Annotated in this window: 29 protein-coding genes; 14 read left to right on the top strand and 15 right to left on the bottom strand. The window is 71.1% G+C overall.

What is annotated here, in order from left to right; genetic code table 11:
- Nucleotides 1–2 precede the first annotated feature (2 nt).
- The 9 genes from ACWEIJ_RS21195 to ACWEIJ_RS21235 all read right to left on the bottom strand — a co-directional run bounded on the left by ACWEIJ_RS21195 (nt 3) and on the right by ACWEIJ_RS21235 (nt 8,924).
- Nucleotides 3–608, bottom strand: coding sequence for a LuxR C-terminal-related transcriptional regulator (locus ACWEIJ_RS21195; RefSeq protein ID WP_449838898.1), 606 nt, complete (start codon nt 606–608; stop codon nt 3–5).
- A gap of 146 nt (nt 609–754) precedes the next feature.
- Complete coding sequence (locus ACWEIJ_RS21200) at nt 755–1,723, bottom strand: 2-hydroxyacid dehydrogenase (protein ID WP_449838899.1); 969 nt, start codon at nt 1,721–1,723, stop codon at nt 755–757.
- Entirely contained in the window at nt 1,720–2,742 is a 1,023-nt protein-coding gene (locus ACWEIJ_RS21205) for an L-idonate 5-dehydrogenase (protein ID WP_449838900.1), read from the bottom strand. Before ACWEIJ_RS21205 ends, ACWEIJ_RS21200 begins: the two co-directional genes overlap by 4 nt.
- 13 nt (nt 2,743–2,755) lie before the next feature.
- Nucleotides 2,756–3,502 (bottom strand): SDR family oxidoreductase, encoded by a 747-nt coding sequence (locus ACWEIJ_RS21210; protein WP_449838901.1) that lies wholly within the window; start codon nt 3,500–3,502, stop codon nt 2,756–2,758.
- Complete coding sequence (locus ACWEIJ_RS21215) at nt 3,499–4,365, bottom strand: NAD(P)-dependent oxidoreductase (protein WP_449838902.1); 867 nt, start codon at nt 4,363–4,365, stop codon at nt 3,499–3,501. The genes ACWEIJ_RS21210 and ACWEIJ_RS21215 overlap by 4 nt, the downstream gene beginning before the upstream one ends.
- Nucleotides 4,362–5,507, bottom strand: a complete 1,146-nt coding sequence (locus ACWEIJ_RS21220; RefSeq protein ID WP_449838903.1) for a substrate-binding domain-containing protein — start codon at nt 5,505–5,507, stop codon at nt 4,362–4,364. The genes ACWEIJ_RS21215 and ACWEIJ_RS21220 overlap by 4 nt, the downstream gene beginning before the upstream one ends.
- Nucleotides 5,504–6,556: an ABC transporter permease gene (locus ACWEIJ_RS21225; protein WP_449838904.1), complete on the bottom strand. Its 1,053-nt coding sequence runs from the start codon at nt 6,554–6,556 to the stop codon at nt 5,504–5,506. Before ACWEIJ_RS21225 ends, ACWEIJ_RS21220 begins: the two co-directional genes overlap by 4 nt.
- Nucleotides 6,556–8,007, bottom strand: a complete 1,452-nt coding sequence (locus ACWEIJ_RS21230; protein WP_449838905.1) for a sugar ABC transporter ATP-binding protein — start codon at nt 8,005–8,007, stop codon at nt 6,556–6,558. Before ACWEIJ_RS21230 ends, ACWEIJ_RS21225 begins: the two co-directional genes overlap by 1 nt.
- The gene (locus tag ACWEIJ_RS21235; RefSeq protein WP_449838906.1) at nt 8,007–8,924 is read right to left on the bottom strand and encodes an SMP-30/gluconolactonase/LRE family protein; all 918 of its coding nucleotides are present in this window, start codon (nt 8,922–8,924) and stop codon (nt 8,007–8,009) included. Before ACWEIJ_RS21235 ends, ACWEIJ_RS21230 begins: the two co-directional genes overlap by 1 nt.
- Nucleotides 8,925–9,150: 226 nt before the next feature.
- Here ACWEIJ_RS21235 and ACWEIJ_RS21240 point away from each other — a divergent pair, with 226 nt between their 5' ends.
- Nucleotides 9,151–10,065: a hypothetical protein gene (locus ACWEIJ_RS21240; protein WP_449838907.1), complete on the top strand. Its 915-nt coding sequence runs from the start codon at nt 9,151–9,153 to the stop codon at nt 10,063–10,065.
- 160 nt (nt 10,066–10,225) lie between these two features.
- Nucleotides 10,226–10,510, top strand: a complete 285-nt coding sequence (locus ACWEIJ_RS21245; RefSeq protein ID WP_449838908.1) for a hypothetical protein — start codon at nt 10,226–10,228, stop codon at nt 10,508–10,510.
- Between the two features lie 55 nt (nt 10,511–10,565).
- Here the strand turns inward: ACWEIJ_RS21245 and ACWEIJ_RS21250 are convergent, their stop codons facing one another.
- Entirely contained in the window at nt 10,566–11,003 is a 438-nt protein-coding gene (locus ACWEIJ_RS21250) for a MarR family winged helix-turn-helix transcriptional regulator (RefSeq protein ID WP_449838909.1), read from the bottom strand.
- 62 nt (nt 11,004–11,065) lie between these two features.
- On the opposite strand from ACWEIJ_RS21250, the gene ACWEIJ_RS21255 reads away from it, so the two are divergent.
- A complete protein-coding gene (locus ACWEIJ_RS21255) occupies nt 11,066–11,434 on the top strand; it encodes a VOC family protein (RefSeq protein ID WP_449838910.1) in 369 nt (122 codons plus the stop codon).
- Nucleotides 11,435–11,563: 129 nt separating this feature from the next.
- Complete coding sequence (locus ACWEIJ_RS21260) at nt 11,564–11,878, top strand: hypothetical protein (protein ID WP_449838911.1); 315 nt, start codon at nt 11,564–11,566, stop codon at nt 11,876–11,878.
- A 311-nt stretch (nt 11,879–12,189) separates the two neighbouring features.
- Here the strand turns inward: ACWEIJ_RS21260 and ACWEIJ_RS21265 are convergent, their stop codons facing one another.
- Genes ACWEIJ_RS21265 through ACWEIJ_RS21280 form a run of 4 tightly spaced genes read right to left on the bottom strand, consistent with a single transcriptional unit; the run spans nt 12,190 to nt 15,786 of the window.
- Nucleotides 12,190–12,531: a hypothetical protein gene (locus tag ACWEIJ_RS21265; protein WP_449838912.1), complete on the bottom strand. Its 342-nt coding sequence runs from the start codon at nt 12,529–12,531 to the stop codon at nt 12,190–12,192.
- A gap of 22 nt (nt 12,532–12,553) precedes the next feature.
- Nucleotides 12,554–12,907, bottom strand: coding sequence for a hypothetical protein (locus ACWEIJ_RS21270; RefSeq protein WP_449838913.1), 354 nt, complete (start codon nt 12,905–12,907; stop codon nt 12,554–12,556).
- 26 nt (nt 12,908–12,933) lie between these two features.
- On the bottom strand, nt 12,934–14,775 hold the full coding sequence (asnB, locus tag ACWEIJ_RS21275) for an asparagine synthase (glutamine-hydrolyzing) (RefSeq protein WP_449838914.1): 1,842 nt from the start codon (nt 14,773–14,775) through the stop codon (nt 12,934–12,936).
- 9 nt (nt 14,776–14,784) lie between these two features.
- Nucleotides 14,785–15,786, bottom strand: coding sequence for a methyltransferase (locus ACWEIJ_RS21280; protein WP_449838915.1), 1,002 nt, complete (start codon nt 15,784–15,786; stop codon nt 14,785–14,787).
- Nucleotides 15,787–16,058: 272 nt separating this feature from the next.
- On the opposite strand from ACWEIJ_RS21280, the gene ACWEIJ_RS21285 reads away from it, so the two are divergent.
- From ACWEIJ_RS21285 to ACWEIJ_RS21305, 5 genes are read left to right on the top strand one after another with little or no spacing between them, the layout of a single operon-like run.
- Nucleotides 16,059–16,583 (top strand): hypothetical protein, encoded by a 525-nt coding sequence (locus ACWEIJ_RS21285; protein ID WP_449838916.1) that lies wholly within the window; start codon nt 16,059–16,061, stop codon nt 16,581–16,583.
- Nucleotides 16,580–17,203: an isochorismatase family protein gene (locus ACWEIJ_RS21290; RefSeq protein WP_449838917.1), complete on the top strand. Its 624-nt coding sequence runs from the start codon at nt 16,580–16,582 to the stop codon at nt 17,201–17,203. Before ACWEIJ_RS21285 ends, ACWEIJ_RS21290 begins: the two co-directional genes overlap by 4 nt.
- Complete coding sequence (locus ACWEIJ_RS21295; RefSeq protein WP_449838918.1) at nt 17,200–19,062, top strand: anthranilate synthase family protein; 1,863 nt, start codon at nt 17,200–17,202, stop codon at nt 19,060–19,062. The genes ACWEIJ_RS21290 and ACWEIJ_RS21295 overlap by 4 nt, the downstream gene beginning before the upstream one ends.
- Complete coding sequence (locus ACWEIJ_RS21300; protein ID WP_449838919.1) at nt 19,059–19,361, top strand: hypothetical protein; 303 nt, start codon at nt 19,059–19,061, stop codon at nt 19,359–19,361. The genes ACWEIJ_RS21295 and ACWEIJ_RS21300 overlap by 4 nt, the downstream gene beginning before the upstream one ends.
- Nucleotides 19,352–19,972, top strand: a complete 621-nt coding sequence (locus tag ACWEIJ_RS21305) for a pyridoxal 5'-phosphate synthase (RefSeq protein WP_449838920.1) — start codon at nt 19,352–19,354, stop codon at nt 19,970–19,972. The genes ACWEIJ_RS21300 and ACWEIJ_RS21305 overlap by 10 nt, the downstream gene beginning before the upstream one ends.
- A 46-nt stretch (nt 19,973–20,018) precedes the next feature.
- Here the strand turns inward: ACWEIJ_RS21305 and ACWEIJ_RS21310 are convergent, their stop codons facing one another.
- Complete coding sequence (locus ACWEIJ_RS21310) at nt 20,019–20,855, bottom strand: PhzF family phenazine biosynthesis protein (protein ID WP_449838921.1); 837 nt, start codon at nt 20,853–20,855, stop codon at nt 20,019–20,021.
- A 113-nt stretch (nt 20,856–20,968) separates the two neighbouring features.
- Here ACWEIJ_RS21310 and ACWEIJ_RS21315 point away from each other — a divergent pair, with 113 nt between their 5' ends.
- The 5 genes from ACWEIJ_RS21315 (at nt 20,969) to ACWEIJ_RS21335 (ending at nt 24,748) form a co-directional block, all read left to right on the top strand.
- Entirely contained in the window at nt 20,969–21,436 is a 468-nt protein-coding gene (locus ACWEIJ_RS21315; RefSeq protein WP_449838922.1) for a PhzA/PhzB family protein, read from the top strand.
- A gap of 101 nt (nt 21,437–21,537) precedes the next feature.
- The gene (locus tag ACWEIJ_RS21320; RefSeq protein WP_449838923.1) at nt 21,538–22,152 is read left to right on the top strand and encodes a pyridoxal 5'-phosphate synthase; all 615 of its coding nucleotides are present in this window, start codon (nt 21,538–21,540) and stop codon (nt 22,150–22,152) included.
- A 313-nt stretch (nt 22,153–22,465) separates the two neighbouring features.
- Nucleotides 22,466–22,621: a hypothetical protein gene (locus tag ACWEIJ_RS21325; RefSeq protein ID WP_449838924.1), complete on the top strand. Its 156-nt coding sequence runs from the start codon at nt 22,466–22,468 to the stop codon at nt 22,619–22,621.
- A gap of 49 nt (nt 22,622–22,670) precedes the next feature.
- Nucleotides 22,671–23,249, top strand: a complete 579-nt coding sequence (locus ACWEIJ_RS21330; RefSeq protein ID WP_449838925.1) for a carbonic anhydrase — start codon at nt 22,671–22,673, stop codon at nt 23,247–23,249.
- Between the two features lie 11 nt (nt 23,250–23,260).
- A complete protein-coding gene (locus tag ACWEIJ_RS21335) occupies nt 23,261–24,748 on the top strand; it encodes a SulP family inorganic anion transporter (RefSeq protein ID WP_449838926.1) in 1,488 nt (495 codons plus the stop codon).
- The last annotated feature ends 26 nt before the right edge of the window (nt 24,749–24,774 follow it).

Below are 24,774 nucleotides of genomic sequence, written 5' to 3' on the forward strand. Positions count from 1 at the left end.
ACTCACCCGGCCTTGGTCAGCACCGGCGGCGTGTGCCCGCCTCGCGCCGCCACCACGCGCGGCGGCCACACGCTGGGGTCGAGCACGCCCCACGCGTACGCCTTCGACACCGCCGACACCTGGCTGGTGGCACCGAACTCCTCCAGCACCGCGGCGACGCGGTTGCGGGCGGTCTGCGCGCCGATGTCCAGGTCGGCGGCGATCTGGTCGACCGTCCGCCCCTCGGCGACGCGTTCCAGGATGCGCGCGTTCGACGCGCTCAGCGTGAACCCGGCGTGCGGCTGGGCGGACGGGTGCACCGACGCCACGAGCACGCCCTGAGCGGCCCGCACGACCACGCCGAGCATCCGGCGCGCCCGGCCGCGGCGCACGCTGACGTGCTCGCGGAAGGCCCCGTCGCCCCGGCTCTGCAGCGAGAGGCACAGCCCGAGCAGCACCATCTCGTGGTCGGGCCCGAACAGTCCGGTGAAATCCGCGCCGGCCATGTCCTCGGGCCGGCAGTCGAACTGCTTCGCGAACCCGAAGCTCACCTCGCGCAGCTGAAAAGCGCTGTCGAGGAACGCGATGTTGCGGCCGTGCATTCCGGCCATCAGGTCCCTGCCTGTCATTCGTCCATCACCACCACGCGTTTCAGCGAACGAGAAGTCCGCGATGATCCGTGTCCAAACCATTCGACCACGCGTCCACATCGTGGACAATGCGCGTCACCGGGAAGCATTTCCGGATTTCGCGCAACCGATTTCGGAAAAAGTGATCAGTACGCCGCGGGCGTGCCCGGCAGCGGGGTCAGCGCCGCGTCGCCGCCGAGCACCGCGAGCAGGTTGCGGGCCGCGTGCTCGACCATCGCCGCCCTCGTCCGCTCCGTCGCCGACCCGACGTGCGGCAACACCACCAGGTTCGGCTCCGCGAAGAGCGGATCCGCCGGATCGGACCGGGGTTCGTCGTTCATCACGTCGAGCCCCGCCGAGTGCAACGCGCCCGTGCGCAACGCGGTGAGCAGCGCGGACTCGTCCACCATCGCTCCCCTGGCCGTGTTGACCAGTGTCGCGGTCGGCTTCATCAGCGCGAGCTCCCGCGCCCCGATCAGGCCGGTCGTCTCCGGTGTGAGCGGTACGTGCAACGACACGATGTCGCTGGTGCGCAACAACTCTTCGAGGCCGACCGCGCGCGAGTACGCGTCGCTCGGTCGCGTGCGGGCGTGGTGCTGGACCGACATCCCGAACCCGGCGGCCCGGCGCGCGACGGCCCGCGCGATCTGGCCGTACCCGACGAGCCCCAGCGTGGCGCCGTGCACGTCGAGCCCGAGGTAACCGTCCATTTGGAACGAACGCCAGTCGCCCCGCCGCACCGAGTCGACGGCGGCACCCAGCCTGCGCCTGGCCATGAGCATCAGCGACAGCGCGATGTCCGCGGTGCTCTCGGCCAGCACATCGGGCGTGTGCGTCACGACCACACTGCGCGCACGGGCGGCGTCCTGGTCCACGGCATCGAACCCGGCGGACGCCAGCGCGATCGCCTTCAGGCCGTCCCCGGCCGCGTCCAGCAGCGCCGCGTCCACCCGGTCGTTGCCGAGCAGCAGCGCGCCGTCGCACCCGCGCACGAGCTCGCGCAGGTCGTCCGGTCCGGGCGCGGTGTCGTCGTGCCACTGGACGACCTGGTACCGCGACGCGAGCAGCTCGACGCCGCGACCGGGCAGCCGCGGCCGTGACACGAAGACCCTCATCGCTCCCCCTTCCCGAAGTCCAGCAACACCTTGCACGAACGCGCGGGGTTAGCCGCCAGCTCGAACGCCTCACCGAACCGCTCGACCGGCAGCGTCGCCGTGATCACCGGTTCGGTGCCCTCCAACGCGTCCAGCACACCGGTCATCTCGTGGTCGAAGCGGAACGAGCCGACGACGTCCAGCTCCCGCGTGATGATCTTGTTCAGCACGACCGGTGTCCCGCCGGGCGGCAGCAGCCCGAGCCCGACCACGCGCCCGCCGCGCGCCACCGCGTCCAGGCACGTGTCGAACCCGGCGCCACTGCCGGACGACTCGATGGCGATGTCCGCGTTGAGATCCTTGACGGTCTCGTGCTCGGGCGTGCCGAGCCGGATCGTCGTGGTCGCGCCGACCCGGCCCGCGACCGCGAGCGGTGCGTCGTAGACGTCGGTGACCACCACCTCGGCCGCACCCGCGGCGCGCGCGGCGGCGACCACCAGGCACCCGATCGGACCGGCCCCGGTCACCAGGACGCGCTTGCCGGCGACGTCCCCGGCGCGGCGCACGGCGTGCCACGCCACGGACGCGGGCTCGGCCAGCGCCGCCCGACGCAGGCCGACCGCGGTGGGCAGCACCTGGGTCTCCGGCACGACGAGCACGCCGGCGAACCCGCCCTGCACGTGCGGGAAGTGCGCGGCGCTGCCCAGGTACGCGGTGTGCGCGCAGATGTTGCGGCGGTCCGCGCGGCATTGGGGGCAGAGTCCGCACGGGGTGGCGGGATGGACGGCCACCTCGGTGCCGGGCTCGACCGTTGTCACGCCCAGTCCGGCCGCGCGCACCACCCCGGAGACCTCGTGGCCCAGCACCAGCGGTTCGCGGAGGCGGAAGTCGCCGACCGCGCCGTGCCGCCAGTAGTGCAGGTCGGAGCCGCAGATGCCGCCGTAGCGGATGGAGACGGCGACTTCGCCTGGGCCTGGGGTGGGCATGGGGAGTTCTTCGAGTCGCAGGTCGTTGGCGCCGTGGGCGACGACAGCGGGCATCGTTGCCACCAAGTCAGATCACCGCCGTCAGTCCGCCGTCAACGGCCACAACCTGGCCGTTGACGAAGTCGGAAGCGGGCGCGCACAACCAGACGAGCGTGCCGACCAGGTCGTCGACCCGCGCCCACCGCCCCGCCGGCGTGCGGCCGCGAATCCACGCGTCGAACTCAGGGTTGTCCACCAACGGCTGGGTCAGCTCCGTCACCACGTAGCCCGGCGCCAGCCCGTTCACGGTGACCCCGCGCGAAGCCCACTCCGCGCACATGCCCTTGGTCAGCATGGCCAGGCCGCCCTTGGACGCGGCGTACGCGGCGATGCCGGGCCGCGCGAGCCAGCTCTGCACCGAGCAGACGTTGACGATCTTGCCGTGGCCGCGTTGCACCATGCCCGCGGCGAACGCGCGGCCGACGAGGAAGGCGCTGGTCAGGTTCGTGTCGACGACTCGGCGGAAGTTCTCGGCCGAGACGTCGAGCATCGGCTCGCGGTGCTGCACGCCGGTGTTGTTGACGAGGATGTCGATGCGCCCCAGGCTGTTCGCCGCCTCCTCGACCGCGCCGGCGTCGGTGACGTCGAACTGGGCCACCTCCGCGGGCCGGCCGGGGAACTGGGCCGCCGCCTCGTCCAGCGCCTGCCGGGAGCGGCCGTTCAGCACGACCTCGGCGCCCGCCTGAGCGAGGCCGCGGGCCAGCGCGAAGCCGATGCCGCGGCTCGAACCCGTCACCAGCGCGCGGCGGCCGGTGAGGTCGAACAGGCCTGTCATGCCGTCTCCCGGTAGTAGTGCATCAACGCGGCGTTGTCCGCGTCGCCGTGGCCCGCGGCGACCGCCCAGCGGTGCAGTTCCGACACCGCCGAGGTGATCGGCAGCGGGATGTCGACCGAGCGGGCGTAGTCGCGGGCGGATTCCAGGTCCTTCACCATGTTGCGCAGGCGGCCGGTCGGGGTGAGGTCGAGCTCGGCGAACTTCGTGAAGAACTCGCGCAGCACCGCGGAGTCCGCTCGTCCGCCGACGAGCGCGCCGAGCACGTCCTCCGGTTGCAGTCCGGCGGCGCGCACGAGTGCGGCCGACTCGGCCAGTGCGGCGAACGTGCAGCCGACGAGGACCTGGTTGACCAGCTTCACGAGCTGGCCCGAGCCGCTGGGGCCGAGGTGGGCGATGCCGGTGGCGAGCGCCTTCAGCACCGGCGTGGCGGCTTCCACGTCAGCGGGCTCGCCGCCGACCATCAGCGAAAGGGTGCCGTTGAGCGCGCCCGGTGCACCACCGGACAGCGGCGCGTCCACCCACCTGGCACCGAGTTCGCGCGCACGGGCGGCGTACTCGCGGGTGCGGCCGGGGTCGGTGCTCGACATGTCGATCACCACCACCCCGTGCGAACGACCGGTCAGCAGACCGCGTGGCCCGAAGACCGCGTGCTCCACGATCTGCGGCGTGTTCAGCGAGAGGATCACCAGGCCGGCCTCGGCCACCTCGGCGGCATCCGCGGCACCCAGAGCACCTTCCGCCACCAGCTCGTTGACCGCCTCGGCGCGGATGTCGTGCACCCGCACCGCGTGCCCGGTCGCGAGTAAGCGGCGGGTGATCGCAGATCCCATCACGCCGAGCCCGACGACACCGACTTCAGTCACGACTTTCCCCAAACTTTCCGGTAGATCTCGCGGTAGCCGGACTGCGGGTCGAAGACCGCCCCCGACGGCACCGAACGCTTGGTGATCAGCGCGGGCTTGGCCACGAACCCCGACGGATCCCTGCCCGCGACCGCGCGGTTGAGCTCGTCGACGAGCTGCCAGCCGTGCAGCAGCATCGGCTCGGCCACGGTCGCCGCCTGGTAGTCGCCGGTGCGGATGCGCTGGAACTCCGCGGCGTCACCGTCACCGGCGGCGATCGAGAACGGTGGCCCCGCGCCCGGTCGTCCCGCGTCGCGCAGCGCGGACTTGGCCGCGCCGAAGTAGTTGCCGTTCACGCCGAGCAGGTAGCCGAGGCGGTCGCCGTTGCGCTGCAACAACGACGACACCAGACTCGGCATGCGCGCGTCGGCGTCGGCGATCGGAGAGTCCTCATAGGACAGAACAGCGCAACCCGAGCACAGTTCGACGTACGCGCGCATGGCCTGCGCCTTGCGGACGGCGATCTCGTACTGGGAGTCCGTCAGCACCACCACTCCCGCCCGGCCGCCGGACTCGGCGACCGCGTAGGCCGCCGCCAGCCAGGCGACTTCGAGCGGGTCGGTCGTGACGTTGGTGAACACCCCGGCGTGCGGGATGCGGCCCGGTTCGGGGCCGGCGTGCCAGCCGACGACAGGCACGCCCGCCTGCTTGATCGTGGCCGCCTGCTCGGTGGCGTCGAACCCGCCGAGCACGATTCCGGCCGGCCGCAGGGCGATCGCCTGGTTCAACGCGTCCGCGCGGCCCTGGGCGCTGCCCTTGCCGTCGAAGAGCACGACCTGCCAGCCGATCGCGGCCGCCGCCTCGGTCACGCCCTGGCTGACCGTGTTCACCCCGCCGTTGGTGAGGTCGGCGGCGACGAACGCGATGGTGCCGCCTTCGCGCACCGCGGGTGACGGGTTGGACGGCGGGGTGAACCCGTTGCGCCCGTTCAGGTTCTCGTCGACGCGAGCACGGGCGTCCGCGAGCACGTCGGTGATGCCGGGCGGGGTGAGCTGACGGGCCGGTGCGCTCGCACCGGAACGCCTGCCTTCGAGCTCGGCCACGGTCGGGCTGGCACAGGCGGTGGCGGCGAGCACCGCCACGAGCACGGCGATGATCCTCACTTCACGGCCTCCGGCGCGAGCTGGTGCTTTTCCGCGCGGGCCAGGCGTTTGCGGCTCGCGACACTCGCGATCGTGATGGCCGCGACCAGGGTCAGCCCGTTGAACAACGGCTCCAGGTAGAAGCGGCCGGGCAGCAGCTGCTGCAACCCGGAGATGCCGATCGTGGTGACCACGACGCCCAGCAACGTGCCCCAGGCGTTGACCCGGCCGGGCCGGATGGTGGTCGAGCCGAGGAACGCGGCGGCGAGCGCCGGCAGCAGGAAGTCCGGACCGATGTTGGCCTGCGCCACCCCGCCCTGCCGGGCCGCCAGCAGGATTCCGGCGACGGCGCACAGCACACCGGATGCCACCATCGACCCGACGACGTACCGGCGGCGCCGGATGCCGGTGAGCTCGGCGGCGCGCGGGTTCGCGCCCACCGCGTACAGGTACCGGCCGACCGGGAGGCGTTCCAGGACGACCCACAGCGCCAGCACGAGCAGCACGGCGATCACGAACGGGCCGGGGACGGGGCCGAGCGACCACGTCGCGATCGCGTCGAAGTACGCGGCCCGCGCGCCCTCGGCGTCGACGACCTGCTTGCCGCCGGTGTACCAGTAGGTGATCGAGAAGACCACCTGCCCGGTCGCGAGGGTCGCCACGAAGGCGTCGACCTGGGCCAGTTCCACCAGCAGCGCGTTGACCAGGCCGACCACCGCACCGCCCGCGAGCACCAGCACGATCACGAGCCGGTAGTCGAAACCCTTGAGCTGCAACGACAGCGCGAGCACCTGCCAGAGCCCGAGCGCGAACCCGGCGGAGAGGTCGATCTTGCCCGCGATCATCGGGACGGTCACCGCGAGCGCGAGGACGAGCGGCACCGCGTTGCCCGCCGCGAGCAGCCGGAAGTTCAGGCCGGTGGCGAACGTGTCCGGTGCCAGCGCGGTGAACAGCAGGAACAACGCCACGGCGACCAGCACCATGCCGTACACGGTGACCAGCCGGTGCCCGGCGGAGGCGCCCCTGCGCGGCTCCAGCGCGGTCGACCGCACCGAGGTGTGCGTCGGCATCAGACTCCCTTGTCCGTCAACCCCGAGACGGCCGCGACCAGTGCGCGCACCGTCAGCTCGTCCCCTGCGAGCGACCGCGTCACGCGGCCCCGTTCGAACACCAGCGCGCGATGGCACACCGCGGCGACCTCTTCGAGATCGGTCGAGACCACGAGCGTGCCCATGCCGCGCTGGCCCGCGTTGCGCAGCAACGCGTAGATGTCCGCCTTGGCGCCGATGTCGACGCCCATGGTCGGTTCCTCCAGCACCGTCACGGCCCTGCCGACCGAGAACCAGCGCGCCAGCACCACCTTCTGCTGGTTGCCGCCGGACAACGTGTCGATCGGCGCTTCCGGGTCGGGCGGGCGCACGCCGTACTCCCGCACCAGCGCGGCAGCCCTCGACCGTTCGCCGCCGGTGCCGGAGACGGAGAACAGCCGTCGTCCCCACACCTCCGGGTTGAGGAAGAGGTTCTCCCGCACCGACATCCCGCTCGCGACGCCGTCGGTCTCCCGGTTGGAGGTGGTGAAGCCCACCCCCGCCGCCACGGCCGCCGCGGTGTCGCGCGGCCGGAACTCCTCGCCGTCCAGGAACATCCGGCCGGAGGTCGGCCGCTTCTCGCCCGCCACGGCACGGCCGATCTCGTCCTGTCCGGCCCCGCGCAGCCCGACGAGACCGACGACCTCGCCCGCCCGCACGGTCAGCTCGACCGGGCCGACGTCACCGACGCACAGCTCGCGCAGGTCGAGCCGCACGGCGTGGCCGAGCGCACCGGGGGCGGCGAACTCCGTGTCCCTGCCGACGATGAGCCGCACCAGTTCGTCCGGCGGGATGTCGGTCGTGGCCGCGTTGGCGACCACACCGCCGTCGCGCATGACCACGACCGAGTCGGCGATCTCGTAGACCTCGTCGAGGCGGTGCGACACGTAGATCATGCCGACGCCCTTGTCCCGCAGGCCGCGCAGCACGCTGAAGAGGCGTTCGACGTCGGCCTGGGGCAGGCTGGCCGTGGGCTCGTCCAGCACGAGCAGCCGCGGGTCGTTCACGAGGGCGCGCGCGATCGCGAGCAGTGACCGTTCGGTGCGGGGCAGGTCGAACACCCGCGCGTCCGGGTCGATGCCGGCGCCGACGAGCTCCAGGGTCCGCTCCGCCTGCTCGCGCACCGCACGCCAGGAGATGAAACCGTTGCGGCGAGGGAACCCCGTGGCCATCGCGATGTTCTCCGCGACGGTCATCCACTCGACGAGCCCGAGGTCCTGGTGCACGAACGCGATGTCGCCGTCGGCGACCACCTCGCCGGAGTCCCTGCGGTGTACCCCGGCGAGCACCTTGATCACCGTGGACTTGCCGGCGCCGTTCTCGCCGAGCAACGCGACGATCTCGCCCCGGTTCACCTCGAACGAGACGTCGTCCACCGCTCTGTTGCCGTGAAACGACTTCACCAGGTGCCGGACGCTCAGCACAGCGGTCATCAGACCGCTCCCCCGGTCCTGGTCCGGACGCGGTAGAGGCTCGTGGTGGCGGCGATGAACAGCTCGTCGCCGTCCGGCCCGCCGAAGCACACGTTGCCGACCTTCTCGGGCACCGGGATCTTGCCCAGACGGGTGCCGTCCGGCGCGTAGACCTGGACCGAGTCGCCGCTGGAGGTCCAGACGTTGCCGTGCTCGTCGACCCGGAAGCCGTCCGCCACACCGGGTTCGATCTCCGCGAACACCCGGCCGTCGCGGCACTCCCAGTCGCTGCTGACGTCGTAGACGCGGATGCAGTGCTGCCCACCGCCGTCGGTGCGCAGCGCGGAGGACGTGTCGGAGACGTAGAGGCGCCGTTCGTCCGGCGAGAACGCCAGGCCGTTCGGCTCCTCCATGTCCACGACCAGCGCGGTCAGCTCGCCGGTGCCGGGAACGAACCTGAAGACGTAGTGGGCGCCGTACTCCCGCTCGCCGGGATGTCCCTCGTGCGGCTGGATGATCCCGTACGGCGGATCGGTGAACCAGATCGCGTCGTCGGACGCGACGACGACGTCGTTGGGAGAGTTGAGCCTGGCCGACCCGAAGTGGTCGACCAGGACGGTCGTCGTGCCGTCCGGTTCGGTGCGCTCGACCGCGCGCCTGCCGTGCGAACAGGCCACGACCCGTCCCTGGCGGTCGAGGGTGCGGCCGTTGGTGAACTCGACGTCCGTGCGGTCCACCGTGACCTCACCGGTCGCCGCCGACCAGCGCAGGATCCGGTTGCCGGGGATGTCGGACCAGATCACGGCGTTCTCGGCGGGCAGCCACAGCGGCCCCTCGCTCCACGTCGCACCGCCGCCGAGCCGTTCCAGCCCGTGCCGCGGATCGATCAACTCGGTGAACCTGGGATCCTCGATGAGGACCTCCAGTGCCTCCCGCACCGGCACATCACCACCTTTCGTTCAATCCATGGAACCCCGTTCAGCATTTCGAACGCAATGCGCGAATTTCGCACTTTGTTCGTAGTTCTGCGCAGGGACTCCGGCCACCTCCGGAAGCTAACGCAGCGTGACGCCCGCCGCGTGGGCACGACGGGGTGATTCCGACTCTTTCGGGAATCCTTGGCGACCGCCGGGTGGCCGGCTCGTGACGTGTCAGGCTGGCCGCGTGATCACCCCAGCAACGCGGCTGGTCGACGAGCAGACGCAGGTGCTGCGCGACGCGTTGACCACCGCCCTCCGTTCGATCATCACCGATCTGCCCCACCTGGCGGCCAAGGTCACGACGCAGGCGACGCGCTCCCGGGCCACGATCTCCGAACGGGTCTTCGCCGCGATCGTCGTGGCGGCCAGAGGTGAGAACCCCAAGAAGGCGTTGCCGTTGTGCGTCGCCTCCGCGCTGTGGTGGAACTCGGCCGAGTCGGACGCCACCGGCGTGCAGTGCGGCGCCATGCTCGCGATGCGGCACCTGCACCCGGTCCGGGCGCCCGACAGCTGCAAGCTCGGGTGGTTCGACGAGATCGCCCGCTCGACGATCTCGGCGATCGAGACCAGGCTGGCCCCGGTCAGCGACACCAGCCGCAAGGCGGTGCTGGCGCGCAATCTCGGGTTCGCCGGGGCCGCCTACGCCAGGGACGCGGCCATGGCGACCTACCTCACCGACGGCCAGGCCATCGACGAGTGGCGCAGGTTCGGCGCGCTCTACGGCGCACTGCGGCAACTGCACGCCGACCACGCCCGGTCCACCGTGGACCTCGACGGTCACCCGCGGCTCGTCGTGCCGCCGCTGCTGCTCGCCCACGCCTTCCGGCAGGGCAACGCCGGCATGGTGCAGGAGCTCACCCACCTGCTGAGGTCCGTGCCCGCCGGTGATGCCGGCTGCCACGCCGTGCTGCGCGACCTCCTGCGTTCACCGCGGACCGTGTCGGCCTACGCGCGGGACCTGCGCCGGTTGCACGGCAAGGCCTGCGACCTGCTCGACGGGCTCAGCTGCGCGGCCGAGCCACGCGCGGCACTGCGGTCTCTGCTGGACTCGACGCTCGCGCTGCCGATGCCCGGCAGTCGCGAGCTCATCGGAGTGTGACGCACCGCACGCTGCCCGTAAAGGGTTTCCCTCCGCACAACGCGGAATGCGCCGGGCCTCCTTGCCGGACCTGGAGTGCACAAAGGATGGTGGTCGCACATCCGACACGTGCTCAATGGAGGTGGCTGTGCGCGCGAAATTCGGCAGGACTGTCCAAGCGATGGGAGTCGCGCTGGTGCTCGCCTCGGGCGCGGGAATCGTTCTCGGGACCGTCCCCGCAAGCGCCGCCGAGTACAAGTTCAAGGCCTTCGTGCTCAGGTACCACGGCGACAAGTTCCCTTCGCGGGCTGACGCGATCAACGAGACGCGACCGCAAGCCGACCAGTGGTGCGTGCGTGAATACGGGTTCCGGGCCCGCGGGGTCGAGCCGGGCTCGTTGTTCGGCGTCCGCAACGACAACGGGACCAATGACTGGAAGCAGTCGTGGTACTGCTACCCGAACTGACAGCGTGAGACCCGAGTCGGCACCAGCACCTCGATGTGCTGGTGCCGATTCGCGTTCAGGCCCGCAGCGAGCGGATCATGCCCTGCAGGAGCCGGAACGCCTCCGACCGCTCGGCCTCCGTCATCCCGGCCGTCATCCTGACCTCGACGGACCGGACCGCCGCGGACGCCTTCTCCAGGCTCCGCCGTCCGCGCGGCGTGAGCCGCACGGGAAGAACCTTCCCCACAGGCGCCTCCGCGGGCCTGGTCACGTAGCCGTCCCGCTCCAGGGCCTGCAGCAGCACGTTCATCGACTGCCGCGTCACGAACGCGCCCCGCGCGAGTTCGGAGTTCGACAGCCCGGGCCGCTGAGCCAGCAGTTCGAGGCAGGCGTAGTGCGTCACGCTCATCCCCAGCGGCCGCAGCACCTCCTCCATCGCCGCGCGCAGGACGCTCGACGCCTCCTTCAGCAGATAGCCCAGTGACGTCGGCAGGTCGACCCCATCTTGACTCATGTCAGCATTCTGACATAGCGTGGCGCGTGTCAGAAGACTGACACGACTCGAGGAGTATCGCAATGCCCGCCACCGGTCCCGACTTCATCTCACTCCAGGCACGTGACCTGGACGCCTCACAGGCGTTCTACGAGCAGTACCTCGGCCTCGTCCGGTCGCCGGCCGGACCTCCGCACGCCGTCGTCTTCGAGACGAAGCCGATCGCGTTCGCGCTCCGCGAGGTCATTCCCGGCACCGATCTCTCCTCCGCGTCCCGGCCGGGCATCGGTGCCGCGATCTGGCTGCACGCCACGGACGTCCAGTCCATTCACGACGCTCTCGCCGCCGACGGCCACACCATCGTCTCCGCGCCGATCGACGGTCCCTTCGGCCGGACGTTCACGTTCGCCGACCCCGACGGCTACCAGATCACCCTCCACGACCGCGCCTGACACCGACCGCGTTCCGCCGATCCCGGAACCGTTCCTCAGAACGCGGAAAGCACCGTGCGAGCGTTGCCGAAGTCACTCCGGCTGAACGATGGTGAGCGCAAATTCCCAAGGCCCTCATCGGAGGTAGCTGTGCACACCAACTTCGGCAGGACGGCGCGCGCGACCGCGGTCGCACTCGTGCTGGCTGCAGGCGCCGGAGTCGCGCTCGGGGCGGCGCCCGCAAGCGCCGACTCCGTTCGGTTCGACGTCGAGCTGAGCTCCCGGTCCCCGCAGCGGCCCGACTGGAACTCCGCCGCGGCGGAATCGAAGCCCAGGGCCGACAAGCGGTGCGTCGCGCTGTACGGGTTCCGGGCTCGCGACACCCAGCCGGTGGACCTCGCGGGCTTTCCCCGTGGTGACGGGAGCTGGGCCTGGTTCATGAAGTGGCAGTGCAACAGCAACTGACAGCGCTGCCCACGAAATTCGGCGCCGGCACGGAACCCGTGCCGGCGCCGAACTCGTATCCGGTCAGGAAATCCGGACCCGGCGACATCCCTGAGCGTCCGGATCACCCCACCGGGTACTCGCGGCGACGCGTGTGCCACTCTGACAGACCGTCCCGCCGTACGCCTGCACGGCAGGCGCGCTCGTGCGGTCGACGGTCGCCTCCGGGTGCCCGCCCTGGCCGGTGAGGCAACGTCCGTTCACCTGGATGCTCCGCACGGCCGACATCGCGGCGACCACGCCCCCGAGCGACGCCTTCCTGGGATTCACCGTCACGAGACCCAGATCCAGCGGTAGCGGTTCGCGTCCTCACCGCCGATGTTGACCCGCGCGCGGTTCTCCGTGTTGCCCTCGCACCTCGCGCCGCCGTAGGTCTGCACGAACGGCGTTTCGTCATGACCGATGATGACGTTCGGGTGCTGACCCGATGGGCCGATCAGGCATCGCCCGTTCACGCGGATGCTCTTCACCTGCGACGTCTGGTACGACACGGCCACACACGACGAGAACGGCTGGGCCTGGCAGGTCGCGGCCGAGGCCGGCCCCGCGGTCAGCGCCGGCGTTCCCGCGGACATCACGATCGCCGCGCCCGCGAACCAAATCCTGCGATCCATCTTCTGCACGCCTTCCTCGAACTTAGGAGATCGTCACCCAGCGGTAGCCGTCGGCTTCCTCGGAGCCCCAGCGAACAGAGGCCACGTTGTGGGTGTTGCTCTCGCACCGGGTGCCGCCGTAGGTCTGGACGTCCGGGAAGACGTCGACCACGTCGTCGACGTAGACCGTCGAGTGCCTGCCGGACCGGCCGATCAGGCATCGGCCGTCCACGCGGATGCTCTGCACGTGCGACGTCCGGTACTGGACGCCCACGCAGGACTTGTACTCCGGTGCGTTGCAGGTGGCGGCGGCCGAGGCCGAACCCGAGGTCAGCACCACGGTGCCCGCGGACACCACGGCCGCGGCGACCAGGCTCGCAGCCCACTTGCGATTCATCTTCAGCAACCTTTCGTTCTGCACGGTCAGCCGAGCTCGACCGACGGCCGGTAGAGCTCGAACCAGTGGTAGAGGTCCAGCACCCGGTCGACGCCCCGCCGCACGGAGGCGGGCGTGGCCGCCGGGTCCATCGCGATCGCCGAACGCAGCCACGCGTGGTCGATCAGCGCGGCGACGGGGTGCTGCCGGTCGGCCAGCACCTCACGGGCCTGCCGCTGCAGCTCGACGTTGTACGACGGGTCCTGAGTGGACGGATAGGAGGCCTTGAGCCGATGGCGGACCGACCTCGGCAGCACGTGCGGCACCGCGTGCCGCAGCAGGCTCTTCTCCCTGCCGTCGAAGGACTTCATCCGCCACGGCGCGCGGTAGACGTACTCGACGAGGCGGTGGTCGCAGAACGGCACGCGGACCTCCAGGCCTGCCGCCATCGAGATCCTGTCCTTGCGGTCCAGCATCATCCGCACGAACCGGGTGAGGTGCAGGTGCGAGATCGTGCGCATGCGGCGTTCGACCGCGCTGTCACCGGGCAGATGCTCGACCTGGGCGACCGCGGTGGCGTACTGGTCGGCCGTGTAGGCCGTGATGTCGAGTCGCGAGCGCACGTCGGGCGACATCACGGCGGCCCGGTCACCGCTCATCGCGCTGGGGTACACCAGCCACGGGAAGCCCGCGGTGCGCACGACCTCCTGGTCGTGGAACCAGCGGTAACCGCCGAAGACCTCGTCGGCCGCCTCGCCGGACAGCGCCACCGTCGACTCGCGGCGGATGGCCTGGAACAGCAACAACAACGAGGTGTCCATCTCGCCGAACCCGATGGGCAGGTCGCGCGCCCGGATCACCTCACGGCGCAGCGCCGGGTCGGTCAACGGAGACGCGTCGAGCGTGACGAACTCGTGGTGTGCGCCGACGGCGGCCACCACGTCACGGATGTACGGCGTGTCCGGGGTGGTGCGGGCCTCGTCGGCGTGGAACGTCTCCTCCCGGCCCGCGAAGTCCACGGAGAACGTCCGCACCTTCTCGCCGGCCTCGGCCAGGTGCGCGGCGGCGAGGCCGGTGACCGCGCTGGAGTCCAGGCCGCCGGAGAGCAGCACGCAGAGCGGGACGTCCGCCACGAGCTGGCGGGCGACGGTGTCGGTCAGCAGTGACTGCACGGTGGCGACCGTGCCGTCCAGCTCGTCGGGGTGGGCGCCGGTCTCCAGCCGCCAGTACACCCGTTCCCGCACACCGGCCCGGTCGACGGTCAGCACGGTGCCCGGTTCGACCTCGCGCATTCCCTTCCACAGCGCCCATTTCGGCGTCATGGTGAACGCGACGAGCTCGCGCAGGCCGTCGAGGTCGACGACCCGCGGCACCGCGGGGTTGGCCAGGATCGCCTTCGGCTCCGAGCCGAACACGATCCCGTCCGGGGTCGGGTAGCAGTACAGCGGCTTCACGCCGAGCCGGTCGCGGACCAGCACCAGCTTCTCGTCGCGGGAGTCCCAGACCGCGAACGCGAACATCCCGTTCAGCCGCTCGGCGACCCCGTCGCCCCACTCCAGGTAGCCGCGCAGCACGACCTCGGTGTCGCTCGACGTCAGGAACCGGTGGCCGCGGCGGCGCAGCTCCTCGCGCAGTTCGCGGAAGTTGTACGCCTCACCGCTGTAGACGATGGCGACCTCGCCGGCGGGCGTGGCCGCGGTCATGGGCTGTTTGCCGCCCGCGAGGTCGATGATCGAGAGCCGCCGGTGCCCCAGCGCCACGTGCCGGCGGATCCAGGTGCCCGACTCGTCCGGGCCGCGCCGGTCCATGGTCGCGGTCATCGCGGCCACGACGCCGGCACTGGTCCGCAGGTCGGCGTCGAACGCCACCCAGCCGGTGATCCCGCACATCGCGCCCGCCTAGCGCGCCGCGACGATGGCGGTGGTCTCGGCGGGCAGCTCGGCGACGCGTTCCACCGCGAACCCGGCCCGCTCCAGCAGAGTGGTGTAGTCGGCGAGGCTGCGGTGCCGGCCGCCGTTGGTCATCAGCAGGTGCAGGTCCCACATCGAGGGCAGGACCGTCGGGTGGTCGTCGACGACCACGCGGTCGAGGATCACCAGCCTGGCGTCCGGTCCCGACATCGCCTTGGCGCAGTTCGAGAACACCCGCACGACGGCCTCGTCGCTCCACCCGGCGAGCACGCGGCACAGGAAGTACACGTCACCGCCGGCCGGCACCTCCTCGACCATGTCGCCGCCGACCAGCTCGACCCGGTCGAGCCCGACGCTCGCGGCGAGGTTCTCCCTGGCGACCTCGATGACGTGCGGACGGTCCAGCACCTTCGCGCGGGCGTCCGGAACGGCGCCGAGAATGGCGGCGGTGAGCTGGCCGGGCCCGGCGCCGACGTCGACGAACGTCCTGCCGGACAGGTCGATCGCGTCCGGCACGAAGTCGAAGAAGAGGTTGCCCGCCTTCATCGCCAGCTGGAAGCGTTCGGACAGCTCGGGGTTCTGCCCGAGGTGCTGGTAGAGCGGTTCACCGAAGGCGAGCTCGAAACCCGCGGTGACGGTCGTGATCGACTCCTTGGCGAACGCCCACGCCGTGTAGAACTCCTCGCCGTAGAGCAGGCACATGTCCCGCAGCGAGTTCGGCGTGTCCTTCAACAGCGCGCTCACGGCCGTGTTGCGGTAGCCCGTCGTGCCGTCGCCCTCGAACACGCGCAACGCGACCAGCAGGCGCATCAACCGGTGAATTCCGTCCACTTCGGATCCGGTGGCGGCGGCCAGTTCCTCGTCCGTGGCGCAACCGGAGTCGACCAGGGTCGGGATGTCCAGCTTGGCCGCGGTGTAGACGCACTGAGCGCGCCACCCGCCGGTGATCAGCTCGACCACTTCCTGGGCGGCTTTCAGGTCATTCTTCACGTCCATTCCCCTTCCTGGGCGAACCCGAGTCTGACCCACCGTCCATCCCGCGCACTCGGGCACCGGAACAATCCCCGCACTATTCGGACGTCTCAGTTCGTGAACTGGTTTCTTGAGGACAAACCTCATCACCGCGCGGATTGCCTGCCGGACGGCAACTTTCGAAGCTTGAGCCACTCTTGATGCCCGTCGAAGGCGGAACCGTGCACGAATCGGACCCAACAGCAGCAGCTGAACGCCTGGTGCGGCAATGTCCACAGTGGTCGGACCGGATGATCAGCTCGATCACCGGACTGCCGGCCAGGGCCGTGGCCGGCGTGCGCGGCAGGATCGGCGGCGACGCCGGCGCCAGGATCGGGCGCGACGGTCGCGTCCGGCCGACGAACAGCGCCGAGCGACGCCGACGCGCCCGCGAACTGATGGCCGAACACCCGCACCTGTCGCTGCGCCAGGTCGCCAAGGCGGTCGGCATCTCCCCGGAGACCGCCCGTGCCGTGCGCGCCGAGCTGCGGGGCGGTTCACCCCGCCCGCAGGCCCCGGCACGCCGGAGCGGGGTCGCGGACCTGCTGCGGTGGCTGCGCGACGACCCGTCGATGCGGCTGAGCCACAACGGCCGGGTGCTGTTGCGGCTGCTGTTCCTCGACCTCCGCACCAGGGCCGCGTGGGCGGAGATCGCCCGCGACGTGCCCGCGCACTGCCGGCCCGGCCTCGCCGAGCTCGCCAGGCAGAGCGCCGCCGCGTGGCAGGTGCTCGCGGATCGGCTCGATCAAGAACTCCACTCGGAAGGTGCCGCATGACCGGAATCCCCGCCATTCCCGCGTACCCGTTGCCCGGCAGGGACGACCTGCCCGAGCCCGTGGCGGGGTGGAAGATCGACCCGGCCCGCGCGGTGCTGCTGATTCACGACATGCAGCGCTACTTCCTGCGCCCGTTCGCGGCGGACACGGCACGGCAGCTGACGGCCAATGTCGCGGCGATGCGCGACCGGTGCCGCGCCGAGGGCGTGCCCGTCGCCTACACCGCCCAGCCCGGTGCCATGTCGGTCGCCGACCGGGGGCTGCTGAAGGACTTCTGGGGTCCCGGGATGCGCGTCGACCCGGTCGACCGCGAGGTGGTCGAGCCGCTCACGCCGCAGCCGGGCGACTGGTTGTTCACGAAGTGGCGCTACAGCGCCTTCTTCCGCTCCGACCTGCTCGACCGGATGCGGGCGGCCGGACGGGACCAGCTCGTGGTCTGCGGGGTGTACGCGCACATCGGCGTGCTGATGAGCGCCGTCGAGGCGTTCAGCAACGACATCGAGACGTTCCTGGTCGCCGACGCCGTCGCCGACTTCTCGGCCGAGAAGCACCGGATGGCGCTGCAGTACGCGGCCTCCTGCTGCGCGGTCGTCCTGACATCCGAGGAGGTGCTGCGGTGAGCGACGGCCTGGACCGGGTGCTGGCGCGCCCAGAGCTCCCGTTCGCGATCCTGCACCGGCCGCACACGACCGGCCGGGCGCAGCTGGAGGTCCTCACCGGTGAGGTGTCGGTGGTCGCTTCGCTGGCCGACATCGACGTCGGGGACCCGGGCCTGGCCGGACCGCGGACGCTCGCGCTGATCCCCCACCGCCAGGTCGCCGAACGCGGCCTCGAGTGCGTGGACGACGGCGCGCCGCTGATCGTGCTGCGGGTGCGCGACCACGAGGTGCTGCCGAAGGCGGACGTGCTCGAACGGCTGCCCGACGTGCCGATCTCCTTGTCCGGCACGCGTTTCGACGTCGACGACAGCGCCTACGCCGAACTGGTGCGCCGCGTCGTGGCCGACGGGATCGGTGCCGGCGAGGGCGCGAACTTCGTGATCCGGCGGTCGTTCCTGGCCGAGATCGAGGACTACGGTCCCGAGCAGGCCTTCACGTTCTTCCGCCGGCTGTGCGAGCAGGAGGCCGGTGCCTACTGGACCTTCCTGGTGCACACCGGTGACCGCACGTTCGTCGGCGCCACCCCGGAACGCCACGTGAGCCTCGACGACGGACTCGTGACGATGAACCCGATCAGCGGCACGTACCGGTACCCGCCGGCCGGGCCGACGCTGTCGGGCGTGCTCGACTTCCTCGCCGACCACAAGGAGACCGACGAGCTCTACATGGTCCTCGACGAGGAGCTCAAGATGATGTCGCGCATCTGCGACCGCGTGCGGGTGGTCGGCCCCAGGCTCAAGGAGATGGCCCGGCTCGCGCACACCGAGTACTTCATCGAGGGTCACACCGGCGGTGACGTGCGGGACGTGCTGCGCGAGACCCTTTTCGCCCCCACGGTGACGGGCAGTCCCGTGGAGAACGCCTGCCGCGTCATCGCCCGCCACGAGCGGGCCGGTCGTGGCTACTACGGTGGTGTCGCGGCGCTCATCGGCCGCGACGCCACCGGCAGGCAGACGATGGACTCGGCCATCCTCATCCGGACCGCCGAGATCGACCCGTCCGGCGGTCTCCAGATCGGCGTCGGCGCCACGCTGGTGCGCCACTCCGACCCGGTCTCGGAGGTGGCGGAGACCCGCGTCAAGCTCGCCACACTGCTCGGCGCGCTGACCGAACGCCACCGGAGCTGGCAGGAGCACCCCGAGGTGCGGGCGGCGTTGCACCGCCGCAACACCCGGCTCGGCGCCTACTGGTTCGCCGGCCCCGCCCCGCGGGCCTACGACGCGCTCGTCGGCAGACGCGCGCTGGTGGTCGATGCCGAGGACACGTTCACGTCGATGATCGCGCAGCAGCTGCGGGCGCTGGGCCTGGACGTGACGGTGCGCCGGTTCGACGAGGACTACTCGATCTCGGACCACGACGTCGTCGTGCTCGGGCCGGGACCGGGTGATCCGCGCGAGACCGACCACCCCAAGATCGCGCACCTGCGCGGCGCCGTGCGGTCGTTGCTGCGGCGGAAAACGCCGTTCCTCGCGGTGTGCCTGAGCCACCAGGTGCTGTGCCGGGTGCTCGGGTTCGAACTGGTCCGGCGCGACCTGCCGAGCCAGGGCGAGCAACGGCGGATCCCGCTGTTCGGCCGCCAGGAGGTGGTCGGTTTCTACAACACCTTCGCCGCGCGCAGCGGCCACGACCACCTCGACCACGCCACCGGTCCGGTCGAGATCAGCCGGGACGCGGACACGGGCGAGGTGCACGCGTTGCGCGGCAACGGTTTCGCGTCGGTGCAGTTCCACCCGGAGTCCGTGCTGACCGCCGACGGCCCGGCCATCCTGGGCAGGTTGCTCGCGACGGTGCTGCGGGTGTCGGAGGTGCGGGTGCCGTGAAAGCCGTGATCGCGTGGTGGGACCTGGAAGGCGACCGCGACGTCGCCGCACTGCGGGACTCCCTGTGGCAGGAAGGCGTCCAGGCGTGGGCCGCGGTGGCCGGCCTGGTCGCGAAGTTCTGGATCTCCGACGGCTCCCGGTGGGGTGCCGTGATGGTCTTCGAGTCCGATGCGGCCGCACGGCAGGCGCTGCCGCCCAACCGCGCGGCGGAGCTGATCGGCGTCCCGGCACCGATGCGGCTCACCTTCGACGTCGAGGCTTTCGTGACCGGTACCCGAGGAGCGACACCGTGGCTGTGAACGTCCAGTACAAGAGCATCGGCCCCGAGTTCACCCGCCCGCCCGCCGATCCCGTGGCACTGCTGCGGGACTGGTTCGCCCAAGCCGTCGCGCACGGGGTCCGCGAACCCGGTGCGACCGCGCTCGCCACCGTCGCCGCCGACGGCACGCCGTCGTCCCGGATGATCCAGATCAGCCGGATCACCGACCGCGGCCTGCTCTTCGCCACGCACGCGGGCAGCCGCAAGGGCAGGGAGATCGGCCAGACCGGCCGGTGCTCAGGCGTGCTGTACTGGCGGGAGACCAATCAGCAGGTCACGTTCGGCGGGCGGGCCGAACCCGCGGACGAGGCCGTCGCCGAGGAACTCTGGGCACCTCGCCCGGTGTCGTCCAACGCCATGTCGATCGCGACCAGGCAGAGCCATCCCCTGGTGCGGGAAGAGGAACTGCTGGAGCAGGCCGTGCTGCTGGCCACCGCGGGCGGGCCGCTGGTGCGGCCGTCGACCTGGCTCGCCTACGAGCTGGTGCTCACCGAGGTGGAGTTCTGGCAGAGCAGCCCGGACGCGCTGTACCGGCGCCTGCACTACCGCCACACCGGCGCCGGCTGGACCGCCCAACGCCTCCAGCCCTAGCTTCGAGTGGTTGTGGCGGCTCAGGCAGCCACAACCACTCGAAGTCTCACACGTGGAAGACGCCTCGCGCGACCACCACGGCCGAGCCGGCGGCCTCCACCTCGTCGATCACCTCGCGGGTGCCGCGCGCGACCGCGTACATCGTGGAAGGCCGCCCCATCTCGACGCCCTGCCGGATCTCGATCTCCTCGCCGGGCCGCAGCAGGCCGTGCCGGATCAGGTGCACGGCCAGCGGACCGGCCGCCGAGCCGGTGGCCGCGTCCTCCGCCACCCCGTAGGCCGGCGAGAACATCCGCGTCCGCCAATGCGTTCCGGAGCCGGCGAAGCAGTTGACCGCCACGTCCAGATGGCCGGCCAACGCGCGCTGGTCGGGTACCACCGCGGACAGCGCGGCGACGTCGGGCAGGCCGACGTACACGTGCCGCGGCCCGTTGCGGTACACCTCGATCGGCAGCGTCGACTCCGAAAGTCCCAGCGCGGCAAGCAGATCATCGGTCTGGGCGTACGGTTCCCACGTCGGGTTCGGCTGTCGCATCCGCGCCGAGACGACCCGGCCGTCGACGCGGTGGAGCCGGAACGGGATCGTGCCCATGTGCGTTTCCATCCGCAGCAGGTCACCGGACACCGTGTCGCCCAGCGCGATCGCCGTGCCGAGGGTGGGGTGACCGGCGAACGGCAGCTCGTTGACCGGCGTGAAGATCCGCACCCGCACGTCGCCGTCGTCCTGCGGCGGCAGCACGAAGGTCGTCTCGGAGAGGTTGGTCTCGCGGGCGATCTCCTGCATCCGCGAGGCCGGCAGGTCGGCGGCGTCCAGGAAGACCGCGACCGGGTTGCCCCGCAGCGGGGTGTCGGTGAAGACGTCGACCACCACGTAATCGTGCATGTGCCGCACCATATTCGCGGCCGCGGCGGCGGCGGAACCGGTTGTCCAACTGCACACCGTCCCAGTTGGACGCTCGCTTGACGCGGAAACGGCCGTGCGGCGACGGTGGCCGCATGACGTTCACGGACGCGGCAGCACAGCGGCGGCACAACCGGGCGGTGGTCGAGGACTACCTCAGCCGGTACGGCGAGAACAGGCTCACCAGGTACCTGCTGTTCACCGAGGACGGCAGCGCCGGGCTCTACACCGCCGACACGCCGGACCCGATCGTGTCGCAGGGGCACGAGAAGCTCAAGGCGCACGGCGAGTGGTCGTTGCAGATGTTCCCCGACTGGAAGTGGTTCAACGTCGAGGTCTTCGAGACCCAGGACCCCGACCGGTTCTGGGCCGAGTGCGACGGCGAGGGCGAGATCCGCTACCCCGGTTACGAGCCGGGGATCTACCGCAACCACTTCCTGCACTCGTTCGACTTCCGCGACGGGCGCATCGTCCGCCAGCGCGAGTTCATGAACCCGTTCAACCAGCTGCGGTCGCTCGGCATCGAGGTGCCCACCATCAACCGCGGCGGCATCCCCACCTGATCCTCCGCTTCTTTCGGACGTTCCTCCTCGTCGCACGCATTGCGCACCGGTGTTGATCTTTCGACCATGTGACGCGAGCGTTCGACCAGAGGAGCACCGGCATGACCGTGAACGTCCGGCACATCTACATCGGGCCGGAGTTCACGGTTCCGCCGCCCGGCCCGATCCCGCTGCTGCGCGACTGGTTCGCACTGGCCGTCGCGCGGGACGTCGACGAGCCGCACGCGATCGCGCTGAGCACCGTCGCGGAGAACGGCCGCCCGTCGAGCCGCACCGTGCACGTGCACCGGATCACCCACCGCGGGCTCGTGATCGCCACCCACGCGACCAGCCGCAAGGGCCGCGAGATCGGCCAGACGCGGCAGTGGTCCGGCGTCACGTACTGGCGGGAGACGAACCAGCAGATCACCTTCGGCGGCCACGTCGAACCGGCCGACGCGGGGCTCGCGGACGTGCTGTGGCGGCAACGGCCCGCGGCGGCGAGGGCGATGTCGGCGACCAGTGCGCAGAGCGAGCCGCTGACCGACCAGAAGTCGTTGCTCATCCGCGCCCGCGGCAGGCAGCGGATGCCGCTGCCCCGGCCGCGCTCCTGGGTCGCGCACCACCTCGTGATCACCGAGGCGGAGTTCTGGCAGAGCAGCCCGGACGGACTGCACCGGCGGCTGCGCTACGACCTCACCGACCGCGGCTGGACGTCCGTGCGACTGCAACCCTGACCTCCCTGCGAAAAACGCGGAACTTCCTCGGGAGAACGCGTGGTCCGATCAAGTGATCTTGCCCCTGGCGCGGTGATCACGAACACCGATACGATCGGGCCCGTAGCCGTCGAAAGGGAGTTCGTGCGCGGAATCGTCATCGCGACAGTGCTCGCCCTGGCGTTTCTCGTGGCCCCGGTGGAGGCCGCGGTCGCCGCTGCCTCGTCGTCCGCTCCGGCGACCAGTTCCCACAACCGGATCCCGCTGCCGGACGACAAGAAGGAAGAACCTCCAGCGCAAGAAGAGCGAGGCGAGCACCAAGCTCGCCCGCGGCGTGCTGTACCGCGCGCGCTTCGTCGTCCGCCGCGTCAACGGTCCAGTGTGGACACACGTGGTGCACGAGCCGGTCGTCGAGCTCGACGTGCCCGAGCGCACCGAACACCTCACCAGACTGCTGAGACCTCCCGCTCTGCAGGTGTTCCGGAACTGATCGGCGCTGATCGCCGAGAAACTCCGAACAACCGCACAGTGAGGAATCCATGAAGTTCCAACTCCTGGTCGAGCGCGCCCGTGAGCACTCGGCCCGCCGGCCCGTGTCCGCGGGAGCCCGGCTTGCCGCCGGTCAGCAGCCCACCGCGTTGTTCGTGACGTGCGCGGACTCCAGGGTCGTGCCCAGCCAGATCACCGGCGCCGAGGCGGGCAGCCTCTTCGAGCTGCGCACGGCGGGCAACGTCGTGCCGCCGTACGTCCTCGACTCGCCGTCGAGCGAGATGGCCACGATCGAGTTCGCCGTCGTGCAGCTCGGGGTGTCCGAGGTGGTCGTGTGCGGTCACTCGCACTGCGGTGCGGTCAGCGGGCTGCACGGCGCCGACATCGGTCACCTGCCCACGATGCGGCGGTGGCTCACCGCGCACGGCCGCACGGAAACGCCCGCGCGCAAGCCCGATCCGGCCCTGCGCGAGGAAGGCCAGCGGCACGTGCTGAAGCAGCTGAGCACGTTGCTGGAGTACCCGTTCGTCCGCGACCGGGTCGACCAGGGCGAGCTGCGGGTGCACGGCTGGTTCTACGACATCGAGACGGGCGTGGTGCACACCGCGCCCGAGTTCCGGCCGCTGTGAGGGGGAGCACCGTGATCGCACTCGCCAACCGTCCCAGCGACCAGGGCAGCGGCGGCTCCCGCCGTCCGGTCACCTTCGGCAAGGACCTGGCGGCCTCGGTCGTCGTCTTCCTCGTCGCCCTGCCGCTGTGCGTCGGCGTCGCCGTCGCCTCCGGCGTGCCCGCCGAGCTCGGCATCGTCACCGGTGTGATCGGCGGCATCGTCGTCGGCCTGTTGCCCGGCAGCACCATGCAGGTCAGCGGACCGGCGGCCGGGCTCACCGTCCTGGTCGCGGACACCGTCGCCCAGCACGGCATCGGCGCGCTCGGCGTCATCGTGCTCGGCGCCGGCCTGGTCCAGTTACTGCTCGGCGTGCTGCGCTGCGGCACGTGGTTCCGCGCGATCTCCCCGGCGGTCGTGCAGGGCATGCTCGCGGGCATCGGGCTCGTGCTGATGCTCGGCCAGCTCTACCCGCTGATGGGCGGCACCCAGCCGCGCACCACGTGGGACAAGGTCGCCGGGCTGCCCGCGCTGGCCGCGAACGCCGTGACCACCACCGCCGGCCTCAGCGCCCTCGGCGTCGGCCTGCTGACGGTCGTCATCACCGTGCTGTGGCAGCGCATGCCTCCTCGGGTGCGCGCGGTGCCCGGCGTGCTCGTCGGTGTCGTGGTCGCGAGCGCGGTCGCCGTCGTGGCGGGACTCGACGTGCCGCGGATCACCGTGGGGAACCTGGCCGCGGAGCTGCGGTTGCCGGACCTGTCGGTGCTCAACACCGGTGTGCTCGGCGCGGCGCTGGTCTTCGCGCTGGTGTCGTCCGCGGAGAGCCTGTTCAGCGCGGCGGCCGTGGACCGGATGCACACGGGTCCGCGCACGCACTACAACCGCGAGCTGGTGGCGCAGGGCGTGGGCAACACGCTGTGCGGTCTCGTCGGCGCCCTGCCGATGACCGCCGTCATCGTCCGCAGCGCCGCCAACGTGCAGGCCGGTGCCCGCACGAAGGCCTCACGGGTGCTGCACGGCGTGTGGCTGCTGCTGTTCGTCGTGCTGTTCCCCGGCGTGCTGGGGCTCATCCCGGTCGCGGTGCTCGCCGGGCTGCTGGTCCACTCCGGGTGGAAGCTGCTGGCGCTCAAGAACGTGGCGGGCACGCTGCGCGTCGACCGGGCCGAGGGCGCGGTGCTGATCCTGACCGCCGGTCTCATCGTCGGCACGGACCTGCTGACCGGCACGCTCGTCGGTCTGGGCGCCGCCGTCGCCAAGACCGCGTGGGACGTCTCGCGGCTCAGCGTCACGGTCAGCCCGCTCGGCGAGGACGACGAGCTGGTGGTGCTGCGGGGCAACGCCACGTTCCTGCGGCTGCCCCGGCTGCTCGCCGCGCTGGAGCGGATCCCGCTGACCAAGCACGTCCAGCTCGACCTCACCGGCCTGCGGCACCTCGACCAGGCGTGCCGCGAGGCGATCGGCCAGTGGGCCGACCGGCACCGGGCCGCCGGGCTCGACGTCGACGTGGTGACGTCGGACTGATCGCGGGGGGCGCCGGCTCAGGCCGG

The organism is Lentzea sp. NPDC004789 (genome assembly GCF_053601075.1).

Bases quoted from the DNA above. Each gene is read 5' to 3' on its own strand.
- ACWEIJ_RS21195 (WP_449838898.1), bottom strand. From the start codon at position 608: ATGACAGGCAGGGACCTGATGGCCGGAATGCACGGCCGCAACATCGCG.
- ACWEIJ_RS21200 (WP_449838899.1), bottom strand. From the start codon at position 1,723: ATGAGGGTCTTCGTGTCACGGCCGCGGCTGCCCGGTCGCGGCGTCGAG.
- ACWEIJ_RS21205 (WP_449838900.1), bottom strand. From the start codon at position 2,742: ATGCCCGCTGTCGTCGCCCACGGCGCCAACGACCTGCGACTCGAAGAA.
- ACWEIJ_RS21210 (WP_449838901.1), bottom strand. From the start codon at position 3,502: ATGACAGGCCTGTTCGACCTCACCGGCCGCCGCGCGCTGGTGACGGGT.
- ACWEIJ_RS21225 (WP_449838904.1), bottom strand. From the start codon at position 6,556: ATGCCGACGCACACCTCGGTGCGGTCGACCGCGCTGGAGCCGCGCAGG.
- ACWEIJ_RS21230 (WP_449838905.1), bottom strand. From the start codon at position 8,007: ATGACCGCTGTGCTGAGCGTCCGGCACCTGGTGAAGTCGTTTCACGGC.
- ACWEIJ_RS21245 (WP_449838908.1), top strand. From the start codon at position 10,226: ATGGGAGTCGCGCTGGTGCTCGCCTCGGGCGCGGGAATCGTTCTCGGG.
- ACWEIJ_RS21250 (WP_449838909.1), bottom strand. From the start codon at position 11,003: ATGAGTCAAGATGGGGTCGACCTGCCGACGTCACTGGGCTATCTGCTG.
- ACWEIJ_RS21255 (WP_449838910.1), top strand. From the start codon at position 11,066: ATGCCCGCCACCGGTCCCGACTTCATCTCACTCCAGGCACGTGACCTG.
- ACWEIJ_RS21265 (WP_449838912.1), bottom strand. From the start codon at position 12,531: ATGGATCGCAGGATTTGGTTCGCGGGCGCGGCGATCGTGATGTCCGCG.
- ACWEIJ_RS21270 (WP_449838913.1), bottom strand. From the start codon at position 12,907: ATGAATCGCAAGTGGGCTGCGAGCCTGGTCGCCGCGGCCGTGGTGTCC.
- asnB (WP_449838914.1), bottom strand. From the start codon at position 14,775: ATGTGCGGGATCACCGGCTGGGTGGCGTTCGACGCCGACCTGCGGACC.
- ACWEIJ_RS21285 (WP_449838916.1), top strand. From the start codon at position 16,059: ATGATCAGCTCGATCACCGGACTGCCGGCCAGGGCCGTGGCCGGCGTG.
- ACWEIJ_RS21290 (WP_449838917.1), top strand. From the start codon at position 16,580: ATGACCGGAATCCCCGCCATTCCCGCGTACCCGTTGCCCGGCAGGGAC.
- ACWEIJ_RS21310 (WP_449838921.1), bottom strand. From the start codon at position 20,855: ATGCACGATTACGTGGTGGTCGACGTCTTCACCGACACCCCGCTGCGG.
- ACWEIJ_RS21315 (WP_449838922.1), top strand. From the start codon at position 20,969: ATGACGTTCACGGACGCGGCAGCACAGCGGCGGCACAACCGGGCGGTG.
- ACWEIJ_RS21320 (WP_449838923.1), top strand. From the start codon at position 21,538: ATGACCGTGAACGTCCGGCACATCTACATCGGGCCGGAGTTCACGGTT.
- ACWEIJ_RS21330 (WP_449838925.1), top strand. From the start codon at position 22,671: ATGAAGTTCCAACTCCTGGTCGAGCGCGCCCGTGAGCACTCGGCCCGC.